Source organism: Lunatimonas salinarum, from assembly GCF_017811155.1.
GTDB classification, from domain to species: domain Bacteria; phylum Bacteroidota; class Bacteroidia; order Cytophagales; family Cyclobacteriaceae; genus Lunatimonas; species Lunatimonas salinarum.
The window spans coordinates 70,612-85,409 of the sequence record NZ_JACVCV010000007.1; the positions used below are offsets into that span (position 1 = coordinate 70,612).

Consider the following 14,798-nt stretch of genomic DNA (forward strand, 5'->3'; position numbering starts at 1 on the left):
CATTTCACTTCTGTTTAGATTATACAGGGTTAGTCAGGCCTTTTATGGAGCAAGTTGGTTTAAAAAATTTATTGATCGGCTTAATGCAAGTTTACCGGAATCATCTAGTTTAAACTGATATTCGTGAGCCAAGGGCGGTTCGTGATTTTCGGGAAAAAACAAGGTTTCAGTGGTCACGTCGACCGCCGAAAGTTTTTCTGCCAGTATTTTCGATTGTGGTAATAAGGGATCATTATTTCCTGCTGAAATAAACGTGGGCGGAAAGGCGGACGTCAGAAAGTTTGTAACCGAAGCGGTCTTCGCATAGGCATTGTTGGAAATATCCTTTGAATCAAAATAGGCCCACATAACCGATTTCAGGAAGGAACCAAAAGCACCTTCCGTCCTTAAGTTGTCTATTTCATAAATTCCACAATATAAAAGCAGGCCTTTTAGCTGTTGGGGATTGAGTCCAGCCTTTATTTTCGTCATTTCCGCATAGGAAGGACTTGTGATCACATTTGCTGCAGCGGCCGAGATCATCGACCCTCCCGAGTCTCCTGCAAGGACAAAAAAGGTGCTGTCGGCATGCAGTGCATCCGGATTGGATGAAATGTACGCCAATGCTGTATTCAACTGCTGTATGGGGGTTGGGTATTTTGCTTCAGGCGCAATGGTGTAATCAATGGCGATTACCAAATAACCTGCTGCCGCTAGCAGTTTGCAATAATTGCTCACCTGACTTTTATCACCTGAAATCAATCCGCCACCGTGTGTCCATATAATGACAGGGAGCTTGCCTTTTGCTTTGACAGAATCCGGATGAAAGTAGGCATCCATAAAGGCAACCGGATCCTTGTGATCGTAGTGGATATTACTGATGGTTTCTATATTACCTGGTACATGCTTTTCCAATTCCTTATTGACCCGCACTGCTTCTTTGTTAAAGGCATACCGAATGATCCAGACAGAGGGGTAGGGGGATAGATTGAATGAAAGAAAAGCGATCGCCCCTAATGCGAGGAGGGAGAGGAATACAGCCTTTACAATCTTTTTCATTTCGTATAGGGTGAGTTTGTTCGTGTATTGAAATAGTTTCATATCCTCAAACGAGGATATTGTTCTTGGCTATTGTCTTGAAGTATTCAGCGCTCAGTTTGGGTGTTCGGGCCAGCGTTTTATAGTCCGTATAGAATAGTCCAAAGCGGATTCCATAGCCAAATATCCATTCGAAATTGTCCATCAAACTCCAGTGAAAATAACCCTTCACCGGAATTCCCTCGCTTGTGGCTCGGTGAAGCTGCGCCAAATAGTTTTTCAGGAACATCACCCGGTCGGTGTCCAGGATTTTTCCGTCATCGCTCAGCGTGTCGGTTGCTCCACAACCGTTTTCGGTAATGTAGATTTTATTGGTGCCCCACAAATCCTTGACGAACCTAGGCGCCCAGTACATGCTCTCAGGACTCACCATATGCCAAGGAGAAGCCATGGTAGGATGGTTTTTAGCATGAGATAGCAGTTCATAACCGTCTGCATTGGTTGCCGCAAGCACGTATTTATTTGCTAGGTAAACATTGATGCCCACGAAGTCCAATGGACTCCCAATAAGTTTTAGTTCAGCATCTGTAAAATCGGGTGCATTTACACCTAGACCTTTAAGGTAGTGTTCGGTATACTTTCCTTCCATCATGACGGTCAGAAGTCCCGCATTTAGTTCACGGGTAGCCTTTTTTGCTGCCTCAATATTTTCCGGTGTTTCGATGACTGGCACTGCGGTGACAATGTTTTCGGCGACTCCGATTTCAATGGGCGACTGGGTTGTCTGCCGCATAGCTTGTACGGCCATTCCGTGGGCTAACACCGCATTATGTCTGACCTGGGCAACGCTTTTTTGATCCAGTTTTAATCCCGGAGCCAATTCACCTCTTTCATAACTGAGATCTGTAAAGGAATAAAATTCATTGAGTGTAAAATAGTGCTTTACCCGGTCACTGATTTTCTCCGTGATATACGCTGCATAGTCGGCAAAGGCCTTCGAGGTTTCTTTGGATTGCCAGCCCCCATATTTATCCTGAAGTACCTGTGGTAGATCCCAATGATAAAGCGTGGCATAGGTCGTAATGCCATTGGCTAATAATTCGTCTATCAAGTTGTTGTAAAAGTCAAGTCCTTTGGGGTTGGCCGTTCCGGTGCCGTTAGGAAAAACCCGTGGCCATGAGATGGAAAAACGGTAGGCACCAGCATGGATAGATTTCATCAACAGCACATCTTCCTTGTACCGATGGTACATGTCACAGGCAATATCGCCATTGTCGTTATTTAGGATTTTCCCCGGAATTTTGGAGTAGGTATCCCAGATGGATACGCCTCTTCCGTCTTCATTCACCGCACCTTCCACCTGATAGGCAGCTGTTGCGGTGCCCCATATAAAATTGTCTGGAAATTTCCTGATTGGATTAAGCTGCTGTAAACTTTGGCCGTTTTCAGTTTGCGATTTTTCAGGTTGACAGCTAAGTGAAGAGACTGCCGCTAAGCCCAAGGCCGTCGAGCCGCCCAATTTTAAAAAGTTCCTTCGGCTCCTGCTTTTTTCTGATCTCATACGGTTTGGTTAGGTTAAAATGTACATAAATGCCCGATTACCTTTTGGGTTGCCTTGCGTTGGATTCCTCCGTTTGGAGAATCTTGTCGTTCAGAAACCTTCGGATCAAGACACCATAGAAGCGGATTCAATAACGCTTCATCCCACCCTAAACAAGTTAGGGTGTACCCCCCATTCACTTACCATTTGACCAACAGCCTGTATCTGAAAGAAAACTCGATTGTTAATATAAGGTTTTTTATGGTAATTTCCATGGCAAAAAGATAAAACTTGTACAATACTGCAGTGGTATTTTTGTGAATTGGAGATGCCGGCTATCAGAGGTGTCAGTCTAGTATACCCGCTAGCCCTGTTTCGGCAAGGTCCTCTTCTCAGAGTTGAATCGAGCATTCTATGTTTGCCTGTTCGTATACACTCAATTTGTTGTCAATCGGTGCATAATCCTGGTCAATATAAACCGATTTGTTGTCTCCTCGGAAAACGGTTCTTGCTTGTAGTTCTACCTTGCCTAGAATCAACTTCAAAAGGGTTGTGTTACCAGCGCCGTTTTTGCCCTTTAGGGCAATGCGTTCGCCGTTTTTGATTTGAATGGTGAGCTTCTGTTTCCAAAGGGGTTGCGTCCCGTAAGCGAAATTAACGTTTTCGGCTGTAAAGCGTATTTTGCCTTTACCGCGACTGTCCGATTTTTGCTGCAGTTCCAGTGTTTCCTTTTCCTTTATGGGTTTTTCATTCCAAATCTCAGCACCGGATCAGCACTCTCCTTATCGCTCTGAGGATTATTGATAAGTTACTTAATTTTTCGTTAATGATGCTACCAGGACGAGGCCATTGTGCCGGAGGAAAGGCTTGTTATTTAAGTATTTAAAGAGCCTCCTTCCTTTGATACGTTACCTAGGTGTCAGCTCTGTTGGGAGAAAGGTGATGTTTTGCGCATAATAAGGGTACCTGTGACTATTATCACTTTTTTCAAGGTGACATCTTGTGACTTTTGTAAGTGAATTTAGCTTCCGGCTAGAGGTGGCTTAAGGTTTAACGGAATCAAACGATGAATATAAAAAATTACTTGCCAATACTGGAGTGGCTTCCCAATTATAGGAAGACACAGTTTAAAGGAGATTTGTCCGCTGGAATCACTGTTGGGATCATGTTGATCCCACAAGGGATGGCCTATGCGATGCTCGCAGGGTTGGAACCCATACACGGGTTGTATGCAGTGACCATTCCACTCCTTTTGTATGCGCTTTTTGGGACTTCGCGGCAGCTTGCAGTGGGTCCTGTAGCCATGGTTTCTTTATTGACGGCTGCTGGTATCGGCTCCCTTAATCCTGAATCCACGGAGCAGTACCTCCTTTATGCGCTTACCCTTGCTTTTCTGGTGGGACTCATCCAATTTGGTATGGGGGCTCTAAAGCTCGGTTTTGTGGTGAATTTTCTTTCTCATCCCGTGATTAATGGGTTCACTTCCGCAGCGGCCATTATCATTGGTCTAAGCCAAATCAAGCACCTCTTTCGAATCAATCTCCCAAACAGTGAACATGCACAGGAGATGTTGGTCGCTATTTTTCAAAACATCCAAGATATTCACTGGCTAACGTTTGCCATTGGTGTGGCGGGGATTTTGATCATCAAATATGGAAAGAAAATTCACCCATCGTTGCCCACACCACTCATTGCTGTTGTTTTTGGTATTTTGATGGTTTGGGGGTTTGATCTTTCCACACAGGGTGTTAAGATTGTAGGGGACGTGCCAAGTGGACTGCCTACCTTAAGTTTTCCCTCTTTTGATTTTGGTGTTTGGGGAACGTTACTGCCGATTGCGCTGACCATCTCATTGGTCGGTTTTGCGGAAAGCTTCGCAGTCGCCAAGACCATACAGTCCAAGCATAAAAATTACCAGCTGGATTCGAACCAAGAATTGATCGCTTTGGGGATTGCAAATTTCGGGGCGTCCTTTTTTAAAGGGTTTCCGGTTACTGGAGGTTTTTCCCGAACGGCAGTTAACAATCAGTCCGGCGCAAAAACGACCATGTCTTCGGTTATATCCGCAGTTTTGATTGTACTTACTCTACTGTTTTTTACCGGCCTGTTTTATAACCTTCCCAGTGCCATTCTTGCCGCTGTCGTGTTAGTGGCAGTTTCCGGACTAATAGACATCAAGGAGCCTCTCAATCTTTGGAAAAAGGACAAGTCTGACTTTGCGATGTTGATTACCACTTTTTTGGTGACGCTGACGTTGGGTATAGAAACCGGAATCATTACTGGAATGTTGCTTTCTCTTGTAATGGTCGTCTATAGGGCTTCGAGGCCCCATATGGCCCAGTTGGGCAGGGTGCCCGGAACAAATGTATTTAGAAATATCAAGCGTTTTGATAATCTGGAGCTCAATGAAGATGTACTCATGGTCCGCGTGGATGGTCCGATTTATTTTGCCAATGTAAAATTCATCAAAGATAAGATGGATCGTTGGGTGGACAAGAAGCGACGCACCTTAAAGACGGTTATTCTAAACATGGAATCGGTTCCTAGTTTGGACAGTACCGGGGCACATGAACTACAGGAATGGATCCTGAGTTGGCGGGCTTTGGGCATAGATGTTTGTATTACCGCTACCAAAGGTCCGGTTAGGGACGTTCTGCATCGTTGGAATCTAATAGAATGTGTTGGAGCGGATCACATGTTTGTCGATGATCAGACCGCTTTGGAATATGTAGAAAAGAGCCTTGCTCCGGATATCATGGAGCGTTTCCAGCCCTACGCAACGCAATCCAACTGACCTAACTATGGGGCAAAAGTGCCGATTAATAGGTACTTTTGCCCTATATTAATTAAAGGCAGTGGTGGAAAAAATTAAGCTGAGTTTAGGAGATCGTTCCGCTTGCATTCAGTTGAAGGGAGCGGAGTTGATTAGTTATAAAATAGGCAATCAGGAGTATGTGTGGCAGGCTGACCCGGCGATTTGGGCCAGGCATGCCCCGATTTTGTTTCCCATAGTGGGTAAGCTAAAGGGCAATCAATATACCTATAAGGGCCAAAGCTATTCGTTGGGACAGCATGGGTTTGCCCGAGATCGTATGTTTGAACTGGTTTCATTCTCGGAGACCACCGCTGTTTTTTCCCTACAATCGGATGCGGAATCCTTTTCAAAATACCCTTTTTTGTTTGAACTTCAGGTCAGTTATTTGCTCTTGGCAGAGGGACTTGAAGTAAGCTACAAAGTGAGGAATCTTTCGGATAGTGAGATGTATTTTTCCATCGGCGCCCATCCGGGGTTCCAATGTCCGCTGCAAGTAGATGAAGAAAAGCTTTCGGATTACCTGCTGGATTTTCATGACGATAATCTGTCCGAATTGCATCTTTACCCGTTGGAAGACGGATATATATCGCTGAATAAGCGAAGGATGCCTTTGTCTGGGGGTAGGGTTACGCTAGCGAATGAGCTGTTTTTGAATGATGCATTGATTTTGGATGTGCTTCCTCCAGCAAAGGTGTCCATCCGCCATAGAGAGACCGGTAGGGGATTTGGAATGGAGTTTGCGGATTTTCGTTGGCTTGGTATTTGGTCCAAAGCACCCGATGCCGGATTTGTTTGCCTGGAACCTTGGAATGGCATTGCGGATACCGTTGATCACGAAGGGGATTTTACTCAAAAATTGGGCATCGAGGTTTTGGGTCCCAAGACCAGCCATCTGATCCGGTATCGGATGTTCTTCTGGTAGACCGAACCATAGGCACTTCTTTCGTTGTTGGTTTCGAAGGGAAAAGCGTCTATCGTTTTTAGTTTCTGTTTATGCTTGTTCGATTTATTTCCTGGGTATGGTTTTTGGCTCTTGTGTTACAAAGTGTTTCCGCACAAAGTCAGGACACCTATGTGTTATTGATATCCTTGGACGGATATCGCTATGATTATACGCAGCGATTCCAACCGGAACACATTGTGCGTCTTGGTGAGGAAGGGGTAACAGCCGATGGGCTAATTCCGGTATTTCCCAGCAAAACATTCCCGAATCATTACAGCATAGCTACCGGGATGTTGCCAGCCTATCACGGCCTGGTGGACAATACTTTCTTTGACCCAAAAATAGACTATCCATACACCATCAGTAAGCGGGAGGCAGTGCGGGATTCGTTTTGGTATGGCGGGACGCCATTATGGGTACTGGCTGAGCAACATGGATTGAAGACCGCCAGTTATTTTTTTGTTGGCACAGAAGCACCGGTGCAGGATATACAGCCCAGCTACTTTTATAACTACGATGCGCAGGTTTCCAATCTTTCCAGGATATCAAAGGTTTTTGAATGGTTGGAGTTGCCGGAACCAGAAAGGCCTAGGCTGATTACGATGTATTTTTCGGACATGGATGATGTAGGCCACCGATACGGACCCCACAATGATTCCCAGTTAAAACCAAAGTTGGAAAAGCTGGACCGGGAACTGGGGGCGCTAATGGAGGGCTTGAAAAGCTTGGAGCTGGATATTCAGGTACTGTTGGTCTCGGATCACGGAATGGCCGAGGTGCCAAAGCAGCATCTTCTTTCTCTGGATGAATTGGTGCAGGGGATAGACGCAACGGTAGCCAACAATGGGGCTTTGGCCCATGTGTACCTCAATGAAGGTGCAGACCCCAAGGCGACAGCCCAATTGATTCGTTCCAGAGGGTCTCATTACCGTGTGGTCAGGCCCGATGACCCTGGTTTTTATGCTTCCAATGCACCTTATTCGGAAAGGTTGGGCGATTTATTGGTAATTCCTGACTTGGGGTATTACCTTGCTACGGGTGCAGATATGGTTCGGTACCAGAACAGGGCAGCGATGTTTTCGACCGAAAGCTTCGGCGAGCACGGCTTTTTACCAGATTTTCGTGAAATGCATGGTGTTTTTTACGCTTGGGGATCCAAATTCAAATCGGGACTTCAAATCCCCGCTTTTCAAAATATCCATGTATATCCACTAATTTGCCGATTGTTGGGTTTGGATCCGCCCAGAGGGATCCAAGGTGAGTTTCAGGTATTGCAAGGAATTTTACGCGATGAAGATGGAAATTAAAACACAAATAGTAGGTAGGTCGGAGGTGTCTAGGCTGGTTCGGACTTTTTATGATAAAGTGAGAAACCACGAGCGATTAGGACCTGTTTTTAATGCCATCATCGATGATTGGGAAGTTCACTTGGAGCGCCTGACCGATTTCTGGGAAATGGTCCTGCTGAATTCGGGGCCAGGTGCTGGTAAATTTAATCCAGTACCTGTACATAAAGAGGTAGACCGGGCTGTGAATCACACATTGGAACAAGCACATTTCGGGAACTGGCTGGAGCTTTGGTTCAGTACGATCGATGAAAATTTTGAGGGCGAAACCGCTATATACGCCAAAGAGCACGCCCGAAAGATGGCACACATCCTGTTTTTCAGGATTATCGAGAGTAGGCATACCAAGTAGTGGATTTCCGTACTAAATTACTGGGGTAGTTCGATTTTAATGATTTTATCGTCATTTAACTGCACTGGTGCGCGGCCGTCTGTGTTACTAGTAACGGCATACAAGTGCCCATCTGGGCCTAGCGTGATGTCTCTAAATCGGCCATAGATGCCTCTTGAAGGTGCATAGGAATACCACCGCTCTATTTTCTTTACTTGGAAGTTATTTTCCCTGTCTAGCACAAGTCGTAGTATCGCTTGTCCGCCCAAGGAGGCAACATAGAGATTTCCGCCATGAAAAACCATTCCTGCAGGTGGCACAGCTGCCAAATTCCAAGAAGCAATGGGGTCTATGTAATCGGCTATTTGGGGCGCTCCAACCACCAAAGGCCATCCGTAATTTCCACCTTTATGAACCAAATTGATCTCGTCGCGGTATCTGACATCGCCTTCAACTTCTGCGCCGGATGGTCCGTGTTCTGAACTGAAAAACGTGCCTGTTTGTGGATCCCAAGCGAAACCCTGGACCACGCGGTGTCCATAGGAATATACCGGTGAATTCGGAAATGGGTTATCAGACGGTATGCGCCCTTCCGACGTAATTCGAAGGATTTTTGAAGCCAGGCTTGTCAAATCCTGCGCTAGATATGGGTTAGCCAAGTCACCTGTACCGATATAGAGCATGCCATCTGGTCCAAAGGCGATTCTGCCTCCCAGATGAATGGCATATGCCGGGATATTATCAAAGATTATTTGGTCCACTTCCGCCGAATCTCCTCGATGTATGAGCCGTACGATTTTACTGGTTAGCTCGTTTTGCTCATTTCTGTACGCATACATCACATAGATCCATCCATTTTTTTCAAAATCAGGATGTAAATCCATCCCCATCAGTCCTGCGTCCACTTCGTGGGTTACTTCTGTTATTTCCAAATAGGTTTGCTGGCTATTTGTACCCGCTGGTATTCGTACAATGGTTCCGGGACGCTGGGCTACCAGGGCATCGCCATTCGGGAGAAAGCGTAGCGACCAGGGAATGGTCAAGTTTTCTACCCAAACGGATGTCTTCACGCCCTCGATTACCGGCATGAAAGTGTCCGATACTTTTTGAGGGACCTCTCCGATGATCGGCTGTGCTTTACGTATATCCTGTTGGGAAATCGCATTTGGTAACACAGCAAACAGTAAGAAAAGCAAAGCAAGGTGTCTCATGGGGTACATGGTTAAAATTATTTTGGGGTGAAAGCTTTAGGATTTTTTCAAATAAACCAGCCTATTGGAGGGATTGTTCTAGAATCCGAAATCAGCGCCCCCCGGTGGTTTCTAATTCCAAGGTGAGTTGTTCAGGTAGCAATCGGAAAGTTTTTCTGTGCCAAGGGGTGGGGCCATTTTTGCGGATCGCTTCCCGATGGGCTTTAGTAGGATAGCCGGCATTTTTTTCCCAGCCATAAGCGGGAAAATCCACAGCTAAGCGTTCCATGTACCGGTCTCTGTGTACTTTGGCCAAAATGGAGGCCGCAGCGATACTGACAAATTTCCCATCTCCTTTTACGATGCAATCAAAGGGTATGCTTAAGCTAGATTTGAACCGATTCCCGTCTATCAACAGGTGATCAGGAACCATTGAAAGTTTACAGATCGCCCGTTCCATGGCCAGAAAGGAGGCATTAAGGATATTAAATTGGTCGATTTCTGCTACGCTTGCCTCTGCTACTGCCCAAGCTAGGGCCATCTCCTTTATTTCTTCTACTAAATCCTCCCTATCGGCTCGTTTGATTTTTTTGGAGTCGTTTATCCACTTGTTGGCATATCCGGGCGGAAATATCACCGCAGCGGCCACGACGGGCCCGCAGAGGCATCCCCGGCCCACTTCATCACAGCCGGCTTCGGATCGGTTAGCTTCTAAATAGGGTAGTAACATTCTCGTTTAGGTGCGTTTCTTTGGTGGTCTTGTGAATCATTTCCGCAACCAAGCCCGTCCAGCCCGTTTGATGCGAAGCGCCCAATCCGCGTCCATTGTCGCCATGGAAATATTCGTAGAACAAAATGAGATCCTTAAAATGTGGATCGGTCTGCATCTTCTCGTTGTCTCCATAAATGGGGCGCCTACCATCTTTATCTCTGGTAAACAGACTAATATTGCGTTTGGACAGTTCCTTGGCGATCAAGTCGAGGGTTAAGTATTTTCCCGATCCAGTTGGGTACTCGATGGAGAAATTGCCGCCATAATAGAAATCGAATTTCTTCAGCGATTCAATTATAAGGTAGTTGATTGGAAACCAAATGGGACCGCGCCAATTTGAGTTGCCGCCAAACATCGTCGTTTCGGATTCTCCTGGGGCATATTTTACCGAGAACTGACTGCCATTTAGCTGAAGGTAGTACGGGTTTTTTTCGTGGAATTTCGAAAGTGAACGTATGCCATGCGGAGAAAGAAACTCATTTTCATCCAACATTTTTTTCAGCACACTTTTCATCCGGTGACCGCGTAATAGGGAGAACAGACGACGCCGATCGTGACCAGGGTGTATCCAGTTGGAGACAAGGGTAGCCAGCTTGGGTTTTTCTTTAAAGAAAAAATCGAGTCTTTTTTTAAATTCTGGCAGGTTCTCAAATAACTCTTCGCGAATAGGTTCTACTGCAAAGAGGGGTATAATGCCCACGATGGATTTTACCTTCATCACCATAGCTTGCTGCCCCGAGGGATGGAGTACGTCGTAGAAAAACTGATCCTCCTCGTTCCATAAACTGATGTTTTCACCCGAGATATTGTTCATGGCCCCGGCGATGTAGAGAAAGTGTTCCAAAAACTTGGTTGCAGTATATTGATACACCCTATTGAATTCACAGAGATCTAGGGATATACGCAGCATGTTTAGGCAGAACATGGCCATCCAGGAGGTGGCATCCGCTTGTTCTAGCTTAGCGAATAACTTATCCGCGTGGCTTCGGTCGAATACGCTGATGTTATCCAGTCCAAGAAATCCCCCTTCGAAAATATTGTTGCCTTTTTCATCTTTTTGGTTTACCCACCAAGTGAAATTAAGCATCAGCTTATGGAAAGCCCTCTCCAGGAATTCTTGATCTCCCTGTCCACTATTGGATTTTTTGTCTATTTGAAATACCCGTTGGACTGCATAGGCATGGACAGGAGGGTTAACATCGTTAAAATTCCATTCATAGGCAGGTATTTGGCCATTTGGATGCATATACCAATCATTTAGCAGCAGCAAAAGTTGGTCTTTGGCAAATTCCGTGTCTAATCTTGCGAGGGGGATACAGTGGAAAGCCAAGTCCCATGCGGCATACCAAGGGTATTCCCACTTATCCGGCATGGAGATGATATCGTAGTTTTGAAGGTGGCGCCAGTTGCTGTTTCTACCATTTTTCCGCGCTTGCGGAGGCTGGTACCGACCGGGGTCACCTTCCAGCCAACGCTCCACGTTGTAGTAGTAGAACTGTTTGGTCCACATCATCCCTGCATAGGCCTGTCGCTGTATCATTTTAAGCTCCTCATCCTTCACTCGGGATTGAAGTTCTGCATAGAATTCGTCTGCATCACGCTGACGGTCCTGAAGTATTTGGTCTACATCCTCCAGCGGGTTTTCTTCCTCAGACCGCTGCATTCGGAACGTCACTTCCACTTTTTCTCCTCCTGGGATTTTCAGCTTATAAATGGCTGCTGCCTTGGTTCCCGTATTTTTGGGGTTAATGTGCTTCTTTTCACCCGCGACAATGTAGTCGTTGATAGCGTCTTTCAGGAATTTTTTTTGATTACCAATGTGGTATAGTTTTTCTCGGTTGGTTTCGTTGTCACAAAAAAGTAGGGTAGGGTTATCGCAGAAGGAAAATACGTAATTTCCGCTTTTAGGTGAGAAGGCTTTTAACCGGTTTTTGGGTGTTAAGGAAAGTTTTGGCATAAAAGGTTCATCTCCCGTGAACCAAGTTTTACGAAACCACACCGTAGGCATCACCGTTATCTCAGCCTCTTCCGTACCCCGGTTATAAACCGTTGCCTTTCCTATGATATCATCTTCGCTTTCTTTTCCATATTCGATGAATATGTCAAAGTACTCGTCGTTGTCAAAGACTCCGGTATCGATGAGCTCATATTCGAGGTCTTTTTTGCCTCTTCGGTGGTTTTCATCCAAAAGTTTTTGGTAAGGAAAAGCTTGCTGAGGATATTTATACAGCATCTTCATGTAGCTGTGAGTGGGCGTAGAGTCCAAGTAATAATACAGTTCCTTCACGTCTTCTCCATGATTGCCTTGATTACCGGTGAGACCGTATAGGCGCTCTTTGATAATGGGATCCTTGCCGTTCCAAAATGCCCAGGCGATGCAAAGTTTCTGCTTGTGGTCCGAAATGCCTCCAATTCCTTCTTCTCCCCAGCGGTAAGCCTTGCTTCGGGCATCTTCATGCGTTACGTTTTCCCAAGCCGCTCCATCCGGACTGTAATCTTCCCGCACGGTTCCCCATTGCCTATCTGCGAGATAAGGGCCCCATTTTTTCCAATGCTTCTCCCGGTTTTTATCCTCTAGTAAACGTTTTTTTTCTATAATCATTTGGTTGATTGGCACATTTGTAATCAGCGAATTTAAGGTATTTATCCAAGTTTACGGTATAAAATAAACGCACCTTATGAAAAAAATCCAACAAATGGCGACTCTTTACCCGATTGCAGGGCAACTAAGATTTATTTATTTCTGGAGGAATTACGTATTGTTGCAATGATGGGAGGAACAATGAAAAAGATAAATCTATCAAATGACCACCTACTAATCTCTTAATATTCAATCTGTTGGTATAGCATGCGTATTATGCTCCCTTTTTTCGATTTGGTTTTTTTAAACTCAATGTCGAAAGCCAATGGTGGAATAAGGAAGGTTGTTTGGCATACCAATCCTTAAACTCTTCGGAGGATGTTTGTTGATTGCAGGCGAGGTATTCAATGAAGGGGATAATGTCAAAGGTATTTGCGTAGGTACCTGCGCCTGATAATTTGGTATCCAACGCGTTACAGGCTTGTTCGTATTGTCCGGATACAGGAACGACCATCACCGGTTTGCCCAGAAACAAGGCTTCTGAGATGGATTCGAAGCCGGCAGTACATACCAGACCCCTGCAACCCGACATATAGGTAATAAATTTTTGGTCATCCAACGCATGAAGCCGGATGTTCGACGAAGGCACCTTGTGAGTTGCTGTTTCGGAAAGATCCAGAAATACCTCAATGCTTAGTTCTGGGAACTGCTTTGCCATGTGGTAAATATCCGTCAGGTAACCCGGGTTTACAATGTATACCAGCAAGTAATCCCCCGGTAAGGGACACGCCTCCAAAACCTGTTTCCTAAGTAGTGGAGGCCATATCTTCAAATCGATAGGCACGTGGATGGAAGGCAATTCACGAAAGGAAAGTGCGATCCGCTGATCGGCACCCCATGAGGTGATTCGGTTTGCAGCTTGAAAAAGCAGTCTTTTTAACCGACTCCCACTTGCCCATGGGAAGGAAGGGTGTGCAGCCAGATACTGGTGGCCTATGCTTACAAATCTCATGCGGGGATTATAAAGGCCGTTATATATTCCAGCCAAAAAATCATAAAAGTTAATGATCACATCAGGTTGAGAATCGCAGACTATCCTATCCAATGTCTGTAAACTATTCAGAAATACAGGTAATTTGAGCGTATTCTTCCAGATGGTCTGCCCCAGTCTGATCGATTTTTTCGCGTGGTCGGTCACAAAGTTAGGGCTTTCAATTAGCTTTACCGAACACTTGAACTTTTCTACTACATAGCAGGGTACTTCGCGTCTCCTGCTAGTTCCGATGATTACCTGACACACTTCTTGTTCTGAATGACGAAGCATGTCGTAGAGAGCGATGGCCTGGGTCATATGACCACGTCCCTCTCCTTGAATGATGAACAGAAAACGCATTTAGATTGCCGTGGGGTTGGCGGTTAGGGCTTCTGTATTTGCCCGGTTGATCGGAATTATGGCATGGTCACGGGAAGAGAAGTCTATTTCGTTGTAGTGGATTAGTTGCCATTTTCCCGAAAAATCCTCTGCCAGTGCACTTAACGATTCTACCCAATCACCTGAGTTGTAGTAGGCAATTCCGTCTATCATCTTGATCTCGGCCTGGTGGATATGACCACAGATGATGCCGTCGCAGCCTTTGGATTTAGCCATTTTTGTAAGCTCCCGCTCGTATCCATCCACATAGGCAACTGCCGATTTTACTTTGGATTTGATGTATTGGGATAAGGAGTAATAGGGAAGTCCCCTTTTTCTGCGCTGATGATTTACCTGTCGGTTGAGCCAAAGCAGAAAGGTGTATCCAATATCTCCGAGGTAAGCGATCCAGCGGAAATTTGTGGTAACGCTGTCAAAGATGTCTCCATGTGCTACAAAATAGCGTTTTCCATGGCTCTCATATACCATTTCTTTACGGATGGAAAGATTGCCGATTTGTAGCGGGAGAATTTGATCCAGAAAGTCGTCATGGTTGCCTCTTAGGTAAAAAATCTTGGTTCGGTCATTATCCATCATCCGCAGCATCCGATTAAATACGCGGGTATGTTTTCGTTTCCAAGACCCAGATTTTTTGAGTTGCCATCCATCGATGATGTCACCATTTAAAATCAGGTTATCGCATCGGAATTGCTTTAAAAATCGAACAACCTCCTTCGCCTTGGATCCTTTTGTACCCAGATGCACGTCTGAAATGACGATGGTTTTGTAATATGATTCCATCCTTGCTGAATTTACGCCAGCAAGGTAGCATAGGCAGGTCAAATGAAAATG

12 protein-coding genes are annotated in these 14,798 nt (G+C 45.4%); 4 read left to right on the plus strand and 8 right to left on the minus strand.

The window, feature by feature from the left end:
• Window positions 1-42: 42 nt before the first annotated feature.
• The 3 genes from IAQ59_RS10135 to IAQ59_RS10145 form a co-directional block, all read right to left on the minus strand.
• Window positions 43-1,038: an alpha/beta hydrolase gene (locus IAQ59_RS10135; protein WP_209330692.1), complete on the minus strand. Its 996-nt coding sequence runs from the start codon at window positions 1,036-1,038 to the stop codon at window positions 43-45.
• Between the two features lie 46 nt (window positions 1,039-1,084).
• Window positions 1,085-2,578, minus strand: a complete 1,494-nt coding sequence (locus IAQ59_RS10140) for a GH1 family beta-glucosidase (RefSeq protein WP_209330693.1) — start codon at window positions 2,576-2,578, stop codon at window positions 1,085-1,087.
• Window positions 2,579-2,949: 371 nt separating this feature from the next.
• Window positions 2,950-3,315 carry an ATP-binding cassette domain-containing protein gene (locus tag IAQ59_RS10145; protein WP_209330855.1) on the minus strand — a complete coding sequence of 122 codons (366 nt, stop codon included), beginning with the start codon at window positions 3,313-3,315 and terminating at the stop codon, window positions 2,950-2,952.
• Window positions 3,316-3,623: 308 nt separating this feature from the next.
• On the opposite strand from IAQ59_RS10145, the gene IAQ59_RS10150 reads away from it, so the two are divergent.
• The 4 genes from IAQ59_RS10150 (at window position 3,624) to IAQ59_RS10165 (ending at window position 8,013) form a co-directional block, all read left to right on the plus strand.
• Window positions 3,624-5,351 (plus strand): SulP family inorganic anion transporter, encoded by a 1,728-nt coding sequence (locus IAQ59_RS10150; protein ID WP_209330694.1) that lies wholly within the window; start codon window positions 3,624-3,626, stop codon window positions 5,349-5,351.
• Between the two features lie 64 nt (window positions 5,352-5,415).
• Window positions 5,416-6,294: an aldose 1-epimerase family protein gene (locus IAQ59_RS10155; RefSeq protein ID WP_342450694.1), complete on the plus strand. Its 879-nt coding sequence runs from the start codon at window positions 5,416-5,418 to the stop codon at window positions 6,292-6,294.
• 71 nt (window positions 6,295-6,365) lie between these two features.
• Window positions 6,366-7,622: an alkaline phosphatase family protein gene (locus tag IAQ59_RS10160; protein ID WP_209330696.1), complete on the plus strand. Its 1,257-nt coding sequence runs from the start codon at window positions 6,366-6,368 to the stop codon at window positions 7,620-7,622.
• Window positions 7,612-8,013 (plus strand): group III truncated hemoglobin, encoded by a 402-nt coding sequence (locus IAQ59_RS10165; protein ID WP_209330697.1) that lies wholly within the window; start codon window positions 7,612-7,614, stop codon window positions 8,011-8,013. Before IAQ59_RS10160 ends, IAQ59_RS10165 begins: the two co-directional genes overlap by 11 nt.
• 17 nt (window positions 8,014-8,030) lie before the next feature.
• Here IAQ59_RS10165 and IAQ59_RS10170 read toward each other — a convergent pair whose 3' ends face one another.
• From IAQ59_RS10170 to IAQ59_RS10190, 5 genes are all read right to left on the minus strand, one after another.
• Window positions 8,031-9,203: a PQQ-dependent sugar dehydrogenase gene (locus IAQ59_RS10170; RefSeq protein WP_245189534.1), complete on the minus strand. Its 1,173-nt coding sequence runs from the start codon at window positions 9,201-9,203 to the stop codon at window positions 8,031-8,033.
• Window positions 9,204-9,294: 91 nt separating this feature from the next.
• Window positions 9,295-9,912, minus strand: a complete 618-nt coding sequence (locus IAQ59_RS10175) for a ribonuclease HII (protein ID WP_209330698.1) — start codon at window positions 9,910-9,912, stop codon at window positions 9,295-9,297.
• Entirely contained in the window at window positions 9,887-12,556 is a 2,670-nt protein-coding gene (locus IAQ59_RS10180; RefSeq protein WP_209330699.1) for an MGH1-like glycoside hydrolase domain-containing protein, read from the minus strand. Before IAQ59_RS10180 ends, IAQ59_RS10175 begins: the two co-directional genes overlap by 26 nt.
• A gap of 253 nt (window positions 12,557-12,809) precedes the next feature.
• Window positions 12,810-13,928, minus strand: coding sequence for a glycosyltransferase family protein (locus IAQ59_RS10185; protein ID WP_209330700.1), 1,119 nt, complete (start codon window positions 13,926-13,928; stop codon window positions 12,810-12,812).
• Complete coding sequence (locus IAQ59_RS10190; RefSeq protein WP_209330701.1) at window positions 13,929-14,747, minus strand: UDP-2,3-diacylglucosamine diphosphatase; 819 nt, start codon at window positions 14,745-14,747, stop codon at window positions 13,929-13,931.
• Between the last annotated feature and the right edge of the window lie 51 nt (window positions 14,748-14,798).